An 18,799-nucleotide genomic window follows, 5' to 3' on the forward strand; every position below is an offset into this window, starting at 1 on the left:
AAACCTATGGATTCTGTTCGACGCATTAACCTGATGGAATTTTATTTTCCCGCGCGTAGCCGCCCAAATGCAGGCCGCTGGGTTTGAGCTGGCGCGCGAAGGTTTGCCGATCGACCGAAGCGAGTCCGAACTGCGCGGTGTAGGCGCGGTTCCATTCGAAGTTGTCCAGCAGCGACCAGTGTATGTAACCCTGCACGTCCGCGCCTTCGTCCATCGCTCGCGCCAGGCCGGCCAGTGCGCGATCAATATAGGTTATGCGGCGAGTGTCGTCCGCAGTGGCTACGCCGTTCTCGGTGACAATGATCGGACGTCCTGTCTCCTTGGCCGCCCACTTCACGGTCGCCCCGAGAGCTTCGGGCCAGAACTCCATCCCGGTCTGCGTCAGTTCCGCACCGGGCGGAGGTGGCAGGTCGAGCGAGGCGCCAACTACGGCGCGACCGTAAGTCTGCACGCCCACGAAATCGTCACGCGACACGGCTTCGAACCACGGTTGGTAGACTTCCGCAATCTTGTGGTCCCGCGCACTGTCGCCGGGCGCGGCCTGCTCGTCCGCCAGCGTCAGACTCAGGCCTAGCTGAAGGTCGGGCCGGATCGCCTTGATCGCGTCGTAGGCGCGATGGTGCGCCGCGATCTGGTTGGGCAGAGCCCGGGCAATGTCGAACGTTGGCGTGGCCGAGAAGCGGGCCGATCCGATCCGGTTCGCCGCCATACGGTTGGCTGCGGAAAAATAGGCCATGGTCTGGCGAAACTCGGGCTGCCAGGAAAGCTGCGCGGCGAGATTCGGTTCGTTGAAGGTTAGTGCGTGGGCATAATTCGGCCCAAGCGCTCGCGCTGCCGTTTCGCAGAAACGCACGAAGTGCTCGACATTGGCGGCCTTTTCCCATCCGCCCAGCCCGGCAAACCAGCGCGGCGCGGTGAAGTGAGAGAAGGTAACAAACGCTCGCAGCCCAAGTGCAGCGCAATAGTCGAGCATCGCGCGATAGTGCGCCAGTGCGGCGCGCGACCATTCGCCGCGTTCCGGCTCTATCCGCGACCATTCGATGCCGAAGCGATAGGTGTTGAGGCCCATGCGCTTCACAAGATCGATATCCTCGCGCCAGCGGTTCCAGCTGTCGCAGGCATCGCCTGAAGGTTCGGCAAAGGCGCTGGGTGACAGATGCTCCATTACCCAGCTGTCGGCGTTGACGTTGCCGCCTTCCACCTGATGCCCCGCCGTCGCCGCGCCCCAGAGAAAGTCGCTTCGGAGCTTGCGGGGCATCGTTCCTGATGCGCTCCCGCCCGGCACCGCCAGCAAAGGCGATGCGGCGGCCATGGCAAGGCCCGCGCCCGCCGCTTGCAAGACCGTGCGGCGGCTCATGTCTTCGACCACGCCCGCCCTCCTCAGAACCGGAACTGTACGCTGGCACCGATGGTGCGGACGGAATCGAAGCCGAACTGCTGATTATAGCTGGCGATGCCTTGCGTGGCGTCTCCGGCGTCGAGGCCAATGAAATTCGGGTTGTATTGCTTCGTGCAGTTCTTGCAGAACACCGCGATGCGGATACCGTTGTCCATCCGCACACCAGCGCTTGCCCCGATCAGGTCGATCGTCGGAACCTGAGCGCCGGGTGCCTGGTTGATCAGGTAGTTGATCGGCGAGCGATGATACCAGTTGCCTTCGATGAATGGATGGACCGTGCTACCTGTGTCGAATTCGTAGATCGCCTGGAGAGAGGATGCGAATTTCGGTGCCGTGGGCGTGCGCGAACCCTTGGCGTTGAACGACCCGGTTGCCGCGCAGCTGGATTCAGGCTGGCCCGGGTAGCATTCGGCGCCGTCGAAATCGCCGAACTTTGAATTCAGCAGCGTGGCGGACCCGTTGATCGTCAGGCCATGGACCGGGCTGGCGTTGACCGTCACCTCGATACCCTTGCTGGTCACGGAAGCTGCGTTCTGCACCACGAAGGCCTGCAAGGCGGTGTCGAGCGACTGAACCTGATAGTTGTCGAACTTCGTGTGGAAGGCGGAAAGATTGAAGATCAGGCGACGGTTGAACCAGCTTGTCTTGAAGCCGATCTCGGCCGTGTTGGACGTTTCGCCGCGCACCAGCAGGTCCGCATCGGCCGAGGCGGCAGTATCGTTGAAGCCCGGGCCCTTGTAGCCGCGGCCGTATGAGGCATAGACCATAGCATCCGGCGTCACCTGATATTGCCCGCCCGCGCGCCAGCTGAAGTTGGTGTGGTTGTAGGACTGGTCGAAGCTGCCCGGTACGCCCAGCGGAACGAAGTAGGCATCCTGGATCTGCACGAGATCGATGCCGATCTCGTCCCGGGTGACGCGGCCGCCCGCAAACAGCTTCAGCGCATCGGTCACCGCATAAGTAAGCTGGCCGAAGGCGGCGTAGCTGTTGGTGGTCATGCGATAGGTATTGTCGCGACCAAGGAAGTAGCTGTTGCTGCTCGTGCAGCCCGTCGCCGTAGTGCCGCCGACGCAGAACGGATAGTTGGGGAGCAGGAACGCCGGCAGGTAATTGTTGCCCGCGATCTGTCCTTCCTGCGCGATGCGTGAATGGAAGTAGTAGAGCCCTGCCTGTCCCGAAAGCCTGTTTTCCGAAGGCAGTGCCACGCGCAGCTCGTTCGAGAACTGGTCGTAATCGGCATGCGACCAGTTGCGGTTGGCGCCGTTGCTGTTGGTGAAATCGGTATCGAGCTGCGCGTCGTAGTTGTAGAACTTCCACGCGGCGATATTGCTGACGACCACGCCGCCAGGGCTCGTCCAGGCGAGCGAGGCCTGCGCGCCGCCCAGCTTGAGGTCGCGCCAGTAGCCGCCATCGCCCGCGAACGTGAAGTTGTCGTCACCCGGCACGATGCCCGAAGCGGCAAGCGGCGCGGCATTGCCGCTGCCATCGCCCAGCGAGCGGTAAGTCCGGTCGTAAATTCCCGCAATGCCGTGGGATTCGGCATATTCGCCGATGACGTAGAGTTCCAGCGCTGGCGTCAGCTCCTGAAGATACTTGGCGCGAACACCGTACTGCTCGCGATTGAGGTCGTTGCGCACGTCCCGGTTGCCAACGAACGTGGTGCCTGGCTCTTCATAGGAATAAGTGCCGTTGATGCGCAGCGCGCCGTTATCACCGATCGGCACGTTCACGGTTTGCCGGGCGATCACCGACCATGATGCGGCATCGCTGCCCGGCGTATCCCGGTTGTCCAGTTCCAGACTGGTCTCGCCACCCAGCACGCCCAGCTTCGGCCGCGCGGACACGACATTGAGCAGACCTGCAGAGGCGTTCTTGCCAAACAGCAGGCCTTGCGGGCCGTTCAGCACCTCTACCCGCTCCACATCGTTGAACAGACCTTGCGCCAGGAAAGGTCGGCCCAGATTTACATCGTCCAGTGCAGTGGCAACGCTGGAATCGATCGTCGTCGCGAACGCCTGCGTGCCGACGCCGCGCACAGCGAATGTGTTGTCATTGCCGACCTGAAGGCTGGGCGCGGCCAGAGCAACCTGGCTGAGGTCGTTCAGGTTGCGCGATTTCAACGCGTCCGCGCCCAGAGCGGTGACGCTGACCGGCACGTCCTGAAGCCGCTCCACACGGCGCTGCGCGCTGACGACGATTTCAGGAATGCCGCCATCTGTCGCTGTGGTCGGCTCAGCCGCTTCTGCTCGTGCATCCGCTTGCGCGAAAGCGGGGTTTGTCACGGCGATCAGGCTCGCGCCGACAAGGAGAATGGTCCTGCACATGAATTCCCTCCCATTGGGTGCGCCGATTGTTCGGCGCTTGACCGGCGGGATACGGATCGATCATACATCCAGTCAAGCATGAATGTTTTTAATCGCTGGCTATCGGTTTTCCGGTTGGATACCCGATGGTCGGATCGACAGGACGCACGGCGAGAACAGGAAACAGATGGCAGTCACCCCGAAGCAGCGCCGCACGCAGGAGGAGCGCACCGCGCAAACGCGTCTCGCGCTTATAGAGGCGGCGATCTCCGCCATTCACGAGATGGGCTACACTGGCACGAACACCGCAACTATCGCCGAACGCGCCGGCGTATCGCGCGGTGCCATGCTCCACCATTTCGGAACCCGCGCCGCGCTGATGGCCGAAGTTGTACGCCACGTCTTCGAAGGCGAGATGGCCGAATACGAGGAAACCCGCTTGGCAACTGGCCTGGGAGACCGGCTGGACGATTGGCCGAAACTACTCTGGTCGGTGCTGGGGCGCCCCTCTGGCCTGGCTGTGCTGGAAATCCTGCAGGCGACGCGCAGCGATGCCGAACTGGCAGCCTCAGTGGTACCAATGCAGGAAGCTGTCGAGCGATCGGCGCTGCAGGTCATGCAGGGCGCTTTCGGTGGTAACGAAGTTCTCGCGCGTTCGGTCATGCGGCTGATGGTCTGGTCGGTGCGTGGACTTTCGATCGCCGAACGCTACCTGCCGCACCGTGAGGAGAATGAGGCGGCGATCGCATTGCTCTCGCAACTGCTGAAGCTTGCCGCGCCCGATGGTACGATGGTGCCATTGGCCGCTCTCGGCAAGGAGAAGCCCTGACACCTGCCGCTAGTGGATCGGGCTTTCGGGCGAGGGATCCCGGCCAAGGAACAGTTCCGCGATCAGTCCGCGCAGCCATTGGCCGGCCGGATCGTCATGCACCCGGCGATGCCAGAATTGCTGGATGTTGATCATCGGTGAAGGCAGCGGTGGATCGATCAGGCGCAGCGGAGCCATCGTGGCGAAAATCGCGCCAACGGCGGATGGAACGGTGCTGACCAGATCGGATCCAGCCGCAAGCAGTGGCACGCTCATGAAATGGGGTGATTGTAACTGGATGCGCCGCTTGTAGCCCTGCCGTGCAAGATTGGCCTCAAACAGTTCCTGGCTGCGTCCACGTTGTGCCACCACGATGTGGCCGAGCGCCAGAAAGGTATCGAGCGACCATCCGGGCACGGCTTCGGCATGGTCGTGCCGCGCGATGCAGGTGAAAGGATGGTCGAACAGCTTCTGCGTCAGAAAATTCGTGCCACCAAGGTCGGGAAAGTAGCCCAGCGCCAAATCGACCGCTCCGTCAACCATGGCACGCTCCAGTTCTATCGGCGTCATCGAACGTGATTCTAGTGTCACTCCCGGAGCGCGAAGGGCCAGTTCCGCCATCAGGCGCGGCAGGAAGACCAGTTCTCCGATGTCCGACGTGCTGATGACGAAGCGACGCTCCGCACGTGCGGGATCGAACGCGCGTTCGGCCAGGATCTCTCCCTCCAGCGTGGTCAGCATCCGTCGCAGCGGATCGCGCAGGGTTTCCGCCAGCGCCGTGGGCTGCATCGTATTGCCTTCCCGTACCAGCAGGGCGTCATCGAACCGCGCGCGCAGCTTGGTGAGCGCGAAGCTGACATTGGGTTGGCTCATGCCGAGGCGCCTCGCCGTGGCGTTCACGCCGCGCTCCTCAAGAAGCGTGTCGAGCACCACCAGCAGGTTGAGGTCGAAGCGGCGATAGTCCATCCAGGTTATCCATAAAGCTGATAACCCATATCAGAACAAACACTCCTGCCGATCAACCCTCCCGTCGCTAGGCTGCGTGCATAAGAGGAGAGAATGATGGCTGGCGCATCCTATCTGAAGGACCTGTGGTATGTCGCGGGATGGAGCAGCGATCTGGCACCGGGCGAGCGGGTGGGGCGCACGTTCCTGGATCAGCAAGTGGTACTCTGGCGTTCGGCGGACGGCGTCGTCTCGGCGCTGGAGGATCGCTGCATCCATCGCGCCATGCCGCTGTCCGCGGGAGTTGTCGACGGTGCGGTTATCCGCTGCCCCTACCATGGCCTGGAATTCGGCGGCAACGGCCGTTGCACGCGGATCCCAGCGCAGGATCGCGTGCCCGACACGGCGCGGATACGGGCCTATCCGCTGGTCGAACGGCAGGGTCTGCTGTGGATCTGGATGGGTGACGCGCACCGGGCCGATCCCGCGCTGGTGCCCGATTATCCGATCCATGAAGACCCGGTCTATGCTTGGCGCAGCGCGCATTTCCCTGTGAACGGAAACTGGCAACTGCTGGTCGACAACCTCATGGATCTGTCACATCTGCCCTACATCCATGCCAACACCATCGGCGGCAATCCGGAGCTGCATTTCAGCACCAGAACTCGATCCGAAAAGCTGCCCAACGGCGTGCGCGTGGTGCGCCACATGCCGGATTCAGTGCCGCCACCCACTTATGTCGATGCGGCGGGTTTCACGGGTAGGATCGATCGCTGGCAGGAGATCGAGTTCGAACCCTTGCTGATCCGCATCCACACCGGGGCCTGCGACGCTGGGACCGGCGCCTTTGAAGGGCGGCGCGACCATGGTTTCTCGATGCGCGGGTTCCACGGCATCACGCCGGAGACGGAGACGACTACGCACTATTTCTGGTCGATGGCGACCAACATCCTGGACAATGGTGTGCCCGACGAGGTGTTCGAGCAAACCGCACGTACTTTCCGGGAGGATCAGGAGGTTCTGGAATTGCAGCAACTGCGCATCTCCGCCGATCCCGGCCATGCCATGATCGACATCGCCAGCGATGTGGGTGGCCGTCACACCCGGCAACTTATCGCCAGGCTGCAAAATGAGGAAATGTCCGGCGCGCTCGAATCGAGATAACCGATGAGCCGATCCCGGTGAGTTCATCGTGCCGATCTCATTTCCGGCTCAAGGCGTTACGCCCACTCTGGCCCAAACAGCTCGTCCTTGGCGGCCATGGGGGCAACCGGTAGCGATTTTCCTTAATGCTGGGAGCGGAAAGGGCGGCGAACTGACGTTCCTGCCTGAAACCGGCGAGTCTTTTCGCGGCCAGTCTTGCCCGTTCCTGGGGCGGCCAACTCGCACTCACGAGCGGCTGCATTGACCGGAACCCGGCGCTCCCAGGCATGGTCGCCAACGACGCGTTTGTCCCACCCCAAGTCGTTCAGGTTCATCCGCTACTCGGTGAACCGCAGGCCGCTATCATGGAACCGAGATGAGGCGGTCTACGGCCGCTATGTCGGCGAAATTGAGCAAATCACGCACCGGCAAGTTCTTGCATCACCGTTTCGAGGTCGCCCTTTACGACGACATAATGCCCTTTTTCGAAATTGATGGCGCTGGCTTGATCTGTACCTCGATAACGTCGAACAAAACTGACGCGATCCGCATTGATGGCGAGAATATCGCCATCAGGCGTTTCGAATTTGACGTAACCATTCATGGCGTTTTTGCACCGGAGCCAGGCGCATCTGATGTGCCAACCTTCTTGGTTTTATGCTGCGCAAGCAGCCGGTCCAATTCCGCAATTCTGATGTGCGCCGGCGTATCTTTTGCCAAACCCTTCAGCCTGCATTCGGCCCATAGGCTTCTGCGTTCCGACTCTAATGCTTTCTGATATAGGTCAGCCATGATGTCTCCAGAATTAGGGTGTATTCTCAGGCGTCGAGCAGCTTGGGCTGTCTCGCCGAACTCCACTATTTCTTTCGAGCTTTGCGTGCAGCGTAGCGCGCATCCCGTGCTGCCTTCATTTCGGCGGCGCCGGCGGGTGTCAGCCTAGCGGCTTTGAGTGCTGCTGCGGCTTCAGCGGCGGCTTTGCGTTCTGCCTTTTCCGCTTTGGCTAACGCAATAGCCTCAAGCTTGGCGGCGCGCTTGATTGCAGCGGCCTGATCCCGTGCTTCCTGCACCCGGAGTCGCTCTGCCATCACGGCTGCGTCAATAGGCGGCTTGGCCTTGAGTGCATCCAGAGCCTTTTGTTTGGCCGATCCGGCTGCGGCAATACGGTCTTGAAAAGAGGGGGCTTTGTAGGAAGACAATGTTTATCCTTGGACGTTCGAAATCTATGGCACGCCGCATGCCCAAAGGGCACCGCGGTGCTTTGCGTTGAGGTGGGCTCCAATAGCAAAGAACCTCCGGGTTCTCAACGTTGCCCGGATTGCGTGGCACGAATGCGGGAATTGTCTTCCATCCGATTGTTCAGGGTAGCTCGTTGCACGCTGAACGGACGGTAGAATTCAAGGATGCGAGATCGGGTGATCTGCGGCCGCTTTGTGGGCGATGTCCCCCAACTCACGCCGTTTCCCGGACTGGACGCCGATGGCTGCAACCCGCGATTCCCGTTCCATTGGCCTATCAGGGGGCTGTGGGCCACCTGCCGGCATTAGCCTTGAGCTTGGAAGAAAATTCCCTGCACTTAGGCAACGGTTATCCTGGCCAGCCGGGCTCATGCCGAGAATGTTGATCTGACCTGATTCCTTCCTTCCTGCTTGGCCGCATAGAGCAACTTGTCGACTGCATCGCAGAAATGGAGTGCGTTACTTTCAAAAGGCGGGATGACTGTCCCAACTCCGACACTCGCGGTCACGACGGTACTGGTGCTAGACCTTTCGTGGCGGATATGCAGGCTCTCGATCGCGGCGCGGCATCGTTCTGCAAACACAGCCGCTTCAGCTTCGGTTGTTTCCGGGAGAAGGAGGACGAACTCCTCGCCGCCATAACGAGCGACGATGTCTCGCGGACGCGCGCAGATATCCTTCAGCGCGCTGGCTACCTTGACCAGACATTCGTCGCCTTGAATGTGGCCATAGAAGTCGTTGTAGTTCTTGAAGTGGTCGATATCGAGCAGGATCAGGGATAGGGGGTGCTGGGCGGCCTGAGCACCTTTCCACTCCGCTTGAAGCCGTTCATCGTAGTGGCGCCGGTTGGACGTTCCGGTCAGACCATCCTCGAACGAGAGAGCCTCAAGCTTCTTCTGCATTTTCACCAGCTCATGCTCGATGCGTTTGCGCTCGCTGATGTCGAACATGAAGCCGATAAGGCTCTCGACCTCACCGTCCTCCCTGCGCACCACATGCACCACATCACGGATCCACACATAGCCGTCGTCCTTGGTCAACGCGCGATAGTCCGCTTCGTGATCCTTGCCTGCGATCGACTGCGAGACGCAAAAATTGACGACATGATCGCGGTCCTCGGGGTGGATCCGGGAGGCCCAATCTTCGACAGATATCCAGCTATCCTGCGACCAACCAAGGAGCGGCGCGATCTGTGGACCTATGTAGGCGAACCGCATCGTCGCCCAGTCGATCTTCCAGGGAATAGCCAAGGTCGATTCCAGCAAAGTCTTATATACCGCCGGATCGACTTCCATCTCCGGCATCGTGGCGCTTACTGGCTCATTGGCAGCCTTGGTCGGATTCATTGAGGATTGGTCCCTTACGATCGTTCAGCGGCATTAGCGCGGGGCGCGTCACACTCCTTAACTGCTAGCCTGCAGATTTCTATATGGTTAACCTAATCGTCGAACGGGCCAGGGGCCATGACGCGCAGGATCAATGACCGGCCTGCTTCATGCAGGCCGTTCGAGCCCTGGAAGGACTGCATTGTCTGCGGCTCGGACGGCTATAACCGGCATGCGATGTTGCGCGATGCCGCGTGCCGATCAAGCGCGCAGAGCGGTCGCCAGCGTCAGGCGATCAGCCAGCTGCCGTCAGGTTCCTTGTGGACGATGGTGTTCCAGAGGTAGCTTTCGCCACTGTCGTCCGCGGTGAACAAGATGTCGAAGGAGAATTGGTTTGCCGCGGTGCGCTTCCAGTTTTGGATGCGTGTGACGGAAAGGCAGCCGCCCATGTCGTGGCTTCGGATGCGCTTGGCCGGTGAGTTTGCACCGGCCCATCCATTGAACATGGTGGTACCGCGCGATCCCACGAATTTCTGGACCAAGCCTTGCGTGGCTCGATCGTCCTGAACGCACATAAGGGTAACGACGAAGGGGCGCAGCGTCGGTAGCGCAGCCGCAACATCCGACTTCAACGGGGGCGGAGCCGAGCCAAGCGCCTTTTCGAGATTATGAATCTGTTCCTCGCTTGGGCGCGCCAAAGTCGTGAGAGGAGCGGCATTGGCAGCTGAAGCGAGCGCTCCAAAAGCTGCAAGCCCCGCGAGGATCGATAGGGGGCGGGCTCGGCTCTGAAACATGCTGAAAATCCTGTCGCAGCGCCGATCCGACTTAGGACAGGCCGGTGGCGTAATTTGTCCATGAAATACGACGCATTGCACCGACATGCTCGGACAGGCAACCACTGCCGCTATAAAAGTTCCGTCATATTCATAAGGTTATTAGTATTGGCCGCATGGCGTAGCCCGCTTTTCGCGTTATTTGAGACGCGATGATCAAACTTGCCGGACTCCAGCATCCCGGGGTCCCGCAGTCCCTGAAGGATCGGTGGCCTTAAAGGAGGGCGTCTTAGATGGTGAAGAGCCAAAATGCAGGCGGCTCCCGTTCGACGGCCGTTGGAAAACAATGAATGATCCCACTCCGCGATTGCACGATCGCCAATCCGCCACGCGCCGAATATCGCGTCCGAATGTTCGAGGAAAGGATGGTGGGCGGGCATGACAGAGTATGAACCGCCCCGAATGGATTTGCGCCTGCTGCGCCAGTTCGTTGCCGTCGCAGAGGAATTGCATTTCACACGGGCGGCTATTCGGCTCGGCATGTCGCAGCCGCCGCTGACGGCGGCCATCCGGAGGCTGGAGGACGAAGTGGGGGCCACGCTGATCGAGCGTGGCAGGAAGACCGTGCGCCTTACGCCTGCAGGTCTGGTCATGTTGGAGCAGGCCAAGCGGCTGATGCGGGCTGCCGAAGAGGCACTGGCGCTCACGCGCGACACGGCAGAGGGCAAGCGCGGCAAAGTGCGGCTCGGTTATGTCGGCAGTGCGATGTACGGGCGTTTGCCCGCAGCTCTTCGCGCGTTTCGCAGGGCTTGCCCCGATCTGCGGGTGGACCTGCACGAGATGACCACGGTCGCCCAGGTCAGGGCGCTGCGCGAAGGTACGCTCGATCTCGGGATCGTGGTTCCGCCGCTGTTCGATCTTGCCGGGTTGAGCACCGCCGTCTTCGACGAGGACAGGCTGGCCATCGCCCTGCCGGCCGGTCATCCGATGGCGAGGGAGGACACAGTGGATGTCGCCAGGCTGACGCACGAGCCCTTCGTATGCTGGCCGCGAACCGAAGGGCCGGGATTTCACGACCAGGTCGTCAGCTTGTGTGAAGAGCAGGGCTTCGCGCCGCAAGTGGAGCAGGAAGCGCACAGCATGCATGCCGTGCTCTCGCTGGTCGCGGTGGAGGCCGGCGTAGCGATCGTACCGGCGAGCATGCGCCAAGTGCGCGCCGGCGAGATCGCGTATTTCCCGATTGCCGGAGCGAGTGCGCGCTTCGATCTTCTGCTCTGTCGCCGCGACGGCGCCGTTTCCGCGGCGACCGCCCGACTGGAGGCGGCCCTGCTTCAATAGTCTGCACCTATCACGGCGTCCTGTCATCGATATTGGACCGGACCGCATCGGCCTTCCATCTGCGCTGCGAAGGAGAGGTGGCATGATCGATTTTTCCGGACGAGTGGCTTTGGTGACCGGTGCGGGGCGGGGCCTGGGTTTTGCTTATGCCAAGGGACTCGCCGTGCGCGGGGCGACCGTCATCATTCAGGACAGCGGTACTCTCATGGACGGTTCAGGCCGGGATCCATCGGTTGCTGAAATGGCGGCGCAAACGCTCAGGCAAGCAGGTGGCGCGGTCTTCGCCGCCACGGGCGACACGGCGAGCCGCCATGCCTGCCACGATGTGGTGGCGGAGGTGATCCGCGCTCACGGCCGGCTGGATATCCTGATCCACAATGCGGGTTGGGTGGGCTACCAGTCGATCGAAGAACTGGAGCCAGATTTCCACACGCGAATGATGCAGATCGGTGTCGATGCAGCGCTATGGCTGGTGCAGGCTGCCTGGCCGACCATGCGTGAAGCGGGGTTCGGACGTATCTTGCTCACCACTTCCGATCGCGCCATCTATTCGCAGTATGCGCTGGAGGGGCTCGCTTCCTACGGCGCGGCCAAGATGGCTGTGGTCGGCATCGCCAATGTGCTGGCCCATGAGGGCCGGCCGCACGGTATCGCCGTCAATGCCATCTCGCCCGTAGCCAAGACCCGCATGTGGGGTGTGGAAGGGGAACCCGATGAACTGCGGCCCGATGACGTCGCTTCCGGCGCGCTCTATCTCGTCTCGCCCGGCTGCACCGCCACCGGGTGGGTTCTGCGCGCCGCGAATGGGCAGTTTATCGCCACGCAGGCGCGGGAAGCGGAAGGCGTCGCCTATCCGCGCGACCTGAACGCGGTAACAGCTACGACACCCGAGGATGTGGCAATGGCATGGCCGCGCATCGCCGCAGATTGTCCGGAGCCGCGTGACAATCCGTAAGTTTATGTAAAATAATACTTTGTCAGCATAATTGAGTTTCGGGAATGCCTGGTCTGGAGTAACCGCCGCGCAAGAACGAGCTTCGTTGACGACCTGCTGTCGGCGGCTTGGCCGGATGGGCCATTCGCACACGTGAGGAGAATTGAAATTCGGAAGGTAGTTCAAGTGTTGGTCGTGGTTCTGATCGCGATCACGGTCATGTTCGGCGGACGCTGGTACATGTACGTCGCCCGGGCGGAGAGCCCGTACGATGAAGTGGGCATTGCTCTCAATGGATACATGCCCGGCCCGCTGCGAACCTGGGGTTGCCATCAGCTGAAAGCCAGGTTTGCGGGGCAATTGCCGCCCTACGGCTGTGGCGGAGTGGACGGGCGCACCTGGATCTGACGTCTGGCTCGGCAGGGTGGCGATCCGCGCCGTCCTGCCGAGCATGGATAGCTCCCGTCAACGTATGAAAAGTCCCCGTAGAGCCTGCGGATGGGAGGGTGTCCCCGTGCTCCGGGTCGTTTAGAACCTCCGCTGATGGATGACCGCAGGGCCGGATCGCGATGGCACCGCGGAGCGCTCACTCCGCCGGTGTGGTGATGCGCAGCGCGGCAAGGGCGGCGATCAGCAGGGTTCCTGCGGCGAAGGCCATCGTCCAGATCGGATCGTGCGGGAAGAAATGCTTCATCACCGATCCCATGACGGTTGCCACCAGAAGCTGCGGAAGCACCACGAAGACATTGAACAGGCCCATATAGATGCCGAGTTTCGACTGCGGCAGGCTGCTTGCGAGGATGGCATAGGGCATGGCCAGGATCGAGGCCCATGCCACGCCGATGCCGATCTCTGGCAAGACCAGGGCGTGGGGATCGCGCAGCACGAGAAATCCGGCAAAGCCCAGCGCGCCGAACGTGAGGCACAGGGCATGGGTGCGCGCCTTGCCGAGGCGTCTCGCCAGCCAGGGCAGCAGGGCCAGCGCGGCGATCGCGGCGACGCCGTTGTAGACCGAGAAAAGCACGCCCACCCAGTTTCCGGCCTCTTGATAGGCGGAACTGGCGGGATCGGCCGATCCGAAGTGATATTGCGCGACCACCGGCGTGGTGTTGATCCACATGATGAACAGGGCCGACCAGCTGAAGAACTGCACGAAGGCGAGCCGCTTCATGATCGGCGGCATTCCGCCGAAATCGCCGACGATTCCGGCCAGCATCGATGCCCTGCGGCCGGCGCGGGCGAGCAGGATTGCCGCAATCACCGCCGCACCGTAACCCGCCAGCAGACCGGCAAGGAGGTAGACTTCCTTCTCTAGCGCCCATTGCCAGACGGCCAGTGCGACCACCGCGCCTGCGCCGATCCAGGCGAGGCCGCCGAAGGGGTTACGCTGGGCCAGCGCGGCCGAGTTCGTGGCATCGTGACTGCCCTCGTCGTCGAAGGCCGCCTGTTCTACGGGGGAATATTCGCGCGTGGTCAGCACGGTCCAGAGCACGGCGGCAAACAGCGCAAGCGCTCCGGCGCGAAAGCTCAAGCGCACGGTGTCGGGAATGCCGCCGGGGCCGGCGAGATTGCTGACGCCAAGGTGGTCAAGAACGTAGGGAAACAGCGATCCCACCACTGCGCCCACGCCGATGAAGGCGGTCTGCACCGCGTACCCCGCAGTGTGCTGGTCCTTGCGTAGCATATCGCCCACGAACGCGCGGAACGGCTCCATCGAGATGTTGAGGCTGGCGTCCAGCATCCACAGCAGCATCGCCGCCATGAGGAGCCCGGTGCTTTCCGGCATGACCAGCAGCGCCAGCGTGGCCAGCAGTGCGCCGCCCAGGAAATAGGGGCGACGGCGGCCGAGCCGGCCCAGCCATGTTCTGTCGGACAAATGGCCGACAACCGGCTGCACCAGCAGCCCGGTCAGTGGGGCGGCGATCCACAGTGCCGGCAGGTCGTCGATCGAGGAGCCCAGCGACTGGAAGACGCGGCTCATGTTGGCGTTCTGAAGCGCGAAGCCGATCTGGATGCCGAAGAAGCCGAAGCTGATGTTCCACAGCCCGGCCCAGCTTTGCCGCGGCTTTTCAGCCCTGATTGCGCCCGAGACCGCCTGTTCCATCACGTCCTTTCCCTGAGTTCCGCGCGCCTTCCCGGCGTGTCGGTTGCATGGCTTCGGGCGTCGCACGGGGGCGCGCCGGCGGCAACATGCATACGAATGCCTAAGACATGCCTGACCGTGCCTAGAGCGTTTTTTAATCAGGTGGAATCACCTGATGACTCGGAAAACGCTGAAAACCAAAAGCTTAGAGCAGTCGATCCGATGCAACCGGATCGACTGCTCTAGACGACACCTAAAGCGACCTTGACGGCACCGGCCGTGCTCTGCCGCACGATCAACCGCGAGGGCAGGGTGGTGGCCGGCAGCGGCTTGTCCTCGATCAGTGCGACCAGCGTTTCGACCAGTCTTTCACCCGCGCCCTTCAGGTCCTGCATGACGGTGGTAAGCGGCGGATTGGTCATGCTGGCGGTGGGCAGATCGTCGAACCCCATCACCGCCACGTCGCCGGGGATCGCCTTTCCGGCCGCCGCGAGGGCGCGCATCGCGCCGATCGCGATCAGGTCGCTGGCGGCGAATACCGCGTCGAACTGCGCGCCGCTGTCCAGCATGTCCTGCATTGCCGCCTGGCCCAGCTCCTCATGGCTGATTGCATTGCGCTGCAGAGCGGGGTCGCATGCCAGCCCTGCTTCCGCCATGGCGGTGCACAGGCCCCGGTAGCGGTCGGCGAATTCGGGATAGTGCTCATCCGCCTGGCCCAGAAAGGCGATGCGTTTGCGGCCCAGCGCGATCAGGTGTTCGCCCGCCAGCTTGCCCGCGCCGAAATTGTCCGAACCCACCGTGGCGCCGATGTTCTCCTCGCTCACCGAACCCCAGCGCACGAACTGCGTGCCCTGGCCCACCAACTGCTCCAGCCGGCTTTCGTAGAGCGTGTAGTCGCCATAGCCGAGCAGGATCAGCCCGTCGGCTCGGTGGCTGTCCTGATAGCGGACGTGCCAGTCATCCTCCATCTTCTGGAACGAGATGAGGAGGTCCAGCCCCCGATTCGCGCATTGGCGAGTGATCGATCCCAACATGGCGAGGAAGAACGGATTGATCTTCGAATCGTCCGGCGTCTGCTCCTCGAAAAACAGCAGTGCGATCGTGTTTGAGCGCTGCGAACGCAGCGAGGATGCGTTCTTGTCGACCGAATAGTTCAGTTCCCGCGCAATCTCCTCGATCCGGGCGCGCGTTGCGGCGCTGACCGACCGGGAACCACGCAACGCACGGCTGACGGTGGGCTGCGAAACCCCGGCGAGATAGGCGATGTCGAAACTTGTCGGCCTGTTGCTCGGCTTGCGTCCCACCTTGTTCTTTTCCTCAAAAATCCAGCATTTCCACTATATTACGCGGTTCCCCGGAGGTGGCATAACTGCAACGCCGCGTGACTTCCCGACACTTGCGTATACGTATGCCATATTATGCATTCGTCTGTCCCGCCCTAAGCGATGGGGGAACGGGAACGTCACGGTCGACAACGGCCGGGCCTTCCACGGTCGCCACGGACGGACATTTGCCGCGGCTGCCGGTCACACTGGAGGAGGACACCGATGTCGCTTCACGAAAGAATTTCGCGCCCCGGAACCGTTTCCGCGCTGGCGCTGGCAGCGGCCCTGACGGCCATGCCGCACACGGCCTTCGCGCAGGATACCGCCGCGGCACAGCCGGGCGACGTTACCTCGGACCCCGACAGCCAGTCGATCATCGTCACCGGCTTCCGCGCCAGCCTTGAATCCGCCGTCAACCGCAAACGCGAGGCGCAGCAGGTGGTCGAATCGGTTTCGGCCGAAGACATCGGCAAGCTGCCCGACGCATCGATCGCCGAATCGATCGCCCGCCTGCCGGGCCTGACCTCTCAGCGCGTCAACGGCCGTTCCAACGCGATCTCGATCCGCGGCTTCGCGCCGGACTTCTCGACCACGCTGCTGAACGGCCGCGAGCAGACCTCCACCGGCGACAACCGCGCCGTGGAATACGACCAATATCCGTCCGAAGTGATCAATGCGGTCAACGTCTACAAGACGCCGATGGCCAGCCTTGTGGGTCAGGGGCTTTCGGGCACGGTGGACATGCGCACGATCCGCCCGCTGGATACCGGCAAGCGCATCGTTACCGTGGGCGCACGCGGCGTCTATGCGGACCTTGGCAAGCTGAACAAGGGGTCTGACGACAAGGGTTACCGCGTCAACGGCATGTACGTGGACCAGTTCGCCAACGACACGCTGGGCATCGCACTGGGCGCCAGCTACACGGACGAGCCCTATCAGGTTCAGGAGTTCAACTCCTGGGGCTATGCCGATGCGGCCGATGGCAATCAGGTGATCGGTGGGTCGAAGTCCTACAACACGTCCAGCAAGCTGAAGCGTCTGGGCCTGAACGGCACCGTGCAGTGGCGGCCGATGCCCAACTTCACCTCGACGCTGGACGCCTTCTATTCGGACTTCAAGGACGACCAGATCAAGCGCGGTATCGAACTGCCGCTCTACTGGTCATCCGCGGTTCTGGATCCCGGCTATACCGTCGAGGACGGTCTGATCAAGTCGGGCAGCTTTTCCGACGTGAAGGGCGTCGTCCGCAACGACGTGTTCCAGCGTCATGCCAAGCTCTATTCGTTCGGCTGGAACAACACCTGGAAGGGTGACGATGGCTGGAACGCGATGTTCGACGCCAGCTATTCGAAGACCGATCGCAACGAGCTGACGGTCGAGAGTTATTCGGGCACCGGCCGCGCGGGCGAGGGCGCCACCGACGTCATCGGCTTCACCAGCGCCGCCAAGGGCACCACATTCACGCACCAGCTGGACTATGGCGACTGGAACCAGATCCTGCTAACCAGCCCGCAAGGCTGGGGCGGGACCCAGATCGGCACCGACGGCACCGCGATCTATGGCGGGCAGGACGGTTACTACAACAACCGCAAGATCAAGGACGAACTCTGGCAGTTCCGTACCGAGGTGACGAAGGAGTTCGACTCCTCGTTCCTCAGTTCGATCCAGGCGGGAATGAATTACACCAACCATTCCAAGACGCTTGTACCGGAAGAATACTTCCTTGGCCTTGCCGCCAATACCGACGGCACCGTCAGCGTGGCGGTTCCGGAGGAGTATCGCCTTGGCACTACCAACCTGAAGTATCTGGGACTGGGCAACGTCATCAGCTACAACCCGCTCGCGCTGATCCGTGACGGTATCTACAATCTGGTGCCGAACCCCACGGGCGATGTCGTTTCCAAGGGCTATGCCATCCGCGAAAAACTGATGACCGGCTATATCCAGGCCAACATCAAGTCGCAGATCGGCAGTGCGGAACTGACCGGCAATGCCGGCGTGCAGGCGATCTGGACCGACCAGAACTCCAACGGCGGCAGCGCGGCGCCGAACCTGGATCCGGTGACCGGCGAGCAGATCCTGAACGCCAACGGTTCGCCCAGCTACCTCTACAGCCAGCGCAAATCGAGCACCGACTATCTGGACGTGCTGCCCAGTCTGAACCTTTCGCTGCGCTTCCCGGACGAATGGGTGATCCGCTTCGCCGCCGCGCGGGAGATCATCCGCCCGCGCCTGGACGACATGCGCGCCTCGCTGGAATACGGCTACACCTTCACCAACGGCGTTGCCGTGGTCACCGGTACCTCCGGCAACCCGGATCTGCGCCCGTGGCGCGCCAACGCGCTGGACCTGACGTTCGAGAAGTACTTCGCGGGCAAGGGCTACATCGCCGCGCAGTTCTACTTCAAGGACCTGAAGAGCTACATCTACAACCAAGACGTGGTGATCGACAGTTCCACGCTGGCGCTGCCCAATCCGGGCAACGGTTACACGATCTCGCCCACGGCGGTGGTCAACGTGCCGGTCAACGGACAGGGCGGCAAGCTCTATGGCGTGGAAGTGGCGGGCACCATTCCGTTCGACGCCTTTACCTCGGCGCTTTCGGGCTTCGGCGTGACGGGATCGGTCGCCTATACGGAATCGAAAATCCATCCGACGCCGGGCGAGCCTTCCTCGGCCCTGCCGGGCTATTCCAAGTGGGTCGCCAACGGCACCGCCTTCTTCGAAAAGTGGGGCTTCAACGCCCGCGCTTCGGTTCGCTATCGCTCTACCTTCATCGGTGAAGTGTCCGGCTTTGCGGCCAACCGCGTGCGACGCCGCGCCCAGCCAGAAACGATCGTGGACGCGCAGATCGGCTACGACTTCCAGCCGGGCAGCGCGCTGGAAGGGCTCTCGCTCTACATTCAGGGCCAGAACCTGACCAACGCGCCGTTCGTGACGACCAATCCGGGCGATAGCCGCCAGATCATCGACTACCAGCGCTATGGCGCGCGCTATCTGGCGGGCTTTACGTACAAGTTTTGAGCTCATCCGGGCTCGGGTAAGTTATCGGTGCTGCCGGGGAACCTCCTCCTCTCAGGCAGCACCGTAAAGGCGGAACCGGGAAGTCCCTCTCCCTCCCTTCCCGGTTCCGCTTCCCCCGAACCTGTTTCGGGGCGACGATGATGCGAATGTTCGGAGATAGCCTG

Annotated in this window: 16 protein-coding genes; 6 read left to right on the plus strand and 10 right to left on the minus strand. The window is 62.1% G+C overall.

Annotated elements, in window-relative coordinates; all coding sequences use genetic code 11:
• Positions 1-25 precede the first annotated feature (25 nt).
• Both WBP07_RS29250 and WBP07_RS29255 read right to left on the minus strand, forming a co-directional pair.
• Entirely contained in the window at positions 26-1,369 is a 1,344-nt protein-coding gene (locus WBP07_RS29250) for a glycoside hydrolase family 1 protein (RefSeq protein WP_395396743.1), read from the minus strand.
• 11 nt (positions 1,370-1,380) lie between these two features.
• Positions 1,381-3,723 carry a TonB-dependent receptor gene (locus tag WBP07_RS29255; protein WP_395396745.1) on the minus strand — a complete coding sequence of 781 codons (2,343 nt, stop codon included), beginning with the start codon at positions 3,721-3,723 and terminating at the stop codon, positions 1,381-1,383.
• A gap of 166 nt (positions 3,724-3,889) precedes the next feature.
• Between WBP07_RS29255 and WBP07_RS29260 the strand changes: the two genes are divergently transcribed.
• Positions 3,890-4,531: a TetR/AcrR family transcriptional regulator gene (locus WBP07_RS29260; RefSeq protein ID WP_395396746.1), complete on the plus strand. Its 642-nt coding sequence runs from the start codon at positions 3,890-3,892 to the stop codon at positions 4,529-4,531.
• A 9-nt stretch (positions 4,532-4,540) separates the two neighbouring features.
• Here WBP07_RS29260 and WBP07_RS29265 read toward each other — a convergent pair whose 3' ends face one another.
• Positions 4,541-5,476, minus strand: coding sequence for a LysR family transcriptional regulator (locus tag WBP07_RS29265; protein ID WP_395396747.1), 936 nt, complete (start codon positions 5,474-5,476; stop codon positions 4,541-4,543).
• A gap of 96 nt (positions 5,477-5,572) precedes the next feature.
• Here WBP07_RS29265 and WBP07_RS29270 point away from each other — a divergent pair, with 96 nt between their 5' ends.
• Positions 5,573-6,619, plus strand: coding sequence for a Rieske 2Fe-2S domain-containing protein (locus tag WBP07_RS29270; protein ID WP_395396748.1), 1,047 nt, complete (start codon positions 5,573-5,575; stop codon positions 6,617-6,619).
• 397 nt (positions 6,620-7,016) lie between these two features.
• Here the strand turns inward: WBP07_RS29270 and WBP07_RS29275 are convergent, their stop codons facing one another.
• From WBP07_RS29275 to WBP07_RS29295, 5 genes are all read right to left on the minus strand, one after another.
• Complete coding sequence (locus WBP07_RS29275; RefSeq protein ID WP_395396749.1) at positions 7,017-7,202, minus strand: hypothetical protein; 186 nt, start codon at positions 7,200-7,202, stop codon at positions 7,017-7,019.
• Positions 7,199-7,390 carry a hypothetical protein gene (locus WBP07_RS29280; protein ID WP_395396750.1) on the minus strand — a complete coding sequence of 64 codons (192 nt, stop codon included), beginning with the start codon at positions 7,388-7,390 and terminating at the stop codon, positions 7,199-7,201. The genes WBP07_RS29275 and WBP07_RS29280 overlap by 4 nt, the downstream gene beginning before the upstream one ends.
• A 65-nt stretch (positions 7,391-7,455) precedes the next feature.
• Positions 7,456-7,794 (minus strand): DUF6481 family protein, encoded by a 339-nt coding sequence (locus WBP07_RS29285; RefSeq protein ID WP_395396751.1) that lies wholly within the window; start codon positions 7,792-7,794, stop codon positions 7,456-7,458.
• Positions 7,795-8,201: 407 nt separating this feature from the next.
• Positions 8,202-9,179 carry a GGDEF domain-containing protein gene (locus tag WBP07_RS29290; protein WP_395396752.1) on the minus strand — a complete coding sequence of 326 codons (978 nt, stop codon included), beginning with the start codon at positions 9,177-9,179 and terminating at the stop codon, positions 8,202-8,204.
• A gap of 266 nt (positions 9,180-9,445) precedes the next feature.
• Positions 9,446-10,039, minus strand: a complete 594-nt coding sequence (locus WBP07_RS29295) for a hypothetical protein (RefSeq protein WP_395396753.1) — start codon at positions 10,037-10,039, stop codon at positions 9,446-9,448.
• Positions 10,040-10,369: 330 nt separating this feature from the next.
• Here WBP07_RS29295 and WBP07_RS29300 point away from each other — a divergent pair, with 330 nt between their 5' ends.
• The 3 genes from WBP07_RS29300 (at position 10,370) to WBP07_RS29310 (ending at position 12,611) form a co-directional block, all read left to right on the plus strand.
• Positions 10,370-11,269 (plus strand): LysR family transcriptional regulator, encoded by a 900-nt coding sequence (locus tag WBP07_RS29300; protein WP_395396754.1) that lies wholly within the window; start codon positions 10,370-10,372, stop codon positions 11,267-11,269.
• Between the two features lie 82 nt (positions 11,270-11,351).
• Positions 11,352-12,224 (plus strand): SDR family NAD(P)-dependent oxidoreductase, encoded by an 873-nt coding sequence (locus WBP07_RS29305; protein ID WP_395396755.1) that lies wholly within the window; start codon positions 11,352-11,354, stop codon positions 12,222-12,224.
• Between the two features lie 165 nt (positions 12,225-12,389).
• Positions 12,390-12,611 carry a hypothetical protein gene (locus tag WBP07_RS29310; protein WP_395396756.1) on the plus strand — a complete coding sequence of 74 codons (222 nt, stop codon included), beginning with the start codon at positions 12,390-12,392 and terminating at the stop codon, positions 12,609-12,611.
• Between the two features lie 178 nt (positions 12,612-12,789).
• On the opposite strand, the gene WBP07_RS29315 is transcribed toward WBP07_RS29310, so the two are convergent.
• Together WBP07_RS29315 and WBP07_RS29320 are read right to left on the minus strand one after the other, a co-directional pair.
• Positions 12,790-14,307, minus strand: a complete 1,518-nt coding sequence (locus WBP07_RS29315; protein WP_395396757.1) for an MFS transporter — start codon at positions 14,305-14,307, stop codon at positions 12,790-12,792.
• Between the two features lie 221 nt (positions 14,308-14,528).
• Positions 14,529-15,590, minus strand: a complete 1,062-nt coding sequence (locus tag WBP07_RS29320; protein ID WP_395396758.1) for a LacI family DNA-binding transcriptional regulator — start codon at positions 15,588-15,590, stop codon at positions 14,529-14,531.
• Between the two features lie 243 nt (positions 15,591-15,833).
• Here WBP07_RS29320 and WBP07_RS29325 point away from each other — a divergent pair, with 243 nt between their 5' ends.
• Positions 15,834-18,635, plus strand: coding sequence for a TonB-dependent receptor (locus WBP07_RS29325; RefSeq protein ID WP_395396759.1), 2,802 nt, complete (start codon positions 15,834-15,836; stop codon positions 18,633-18,635).
• Positions 18,636-18,799: the final 164 nt, after the last annotated feature.

It is taken from the genome of Novosphingobium oxfordense (assembly GCF_044029435.1).
Classification (GTDB): domain Bacteria; phylum Pseudomonadota; class Alphaproteobacteria; order Sphingomonadales; family Sphingomonadaceae; genus Novosphingobium.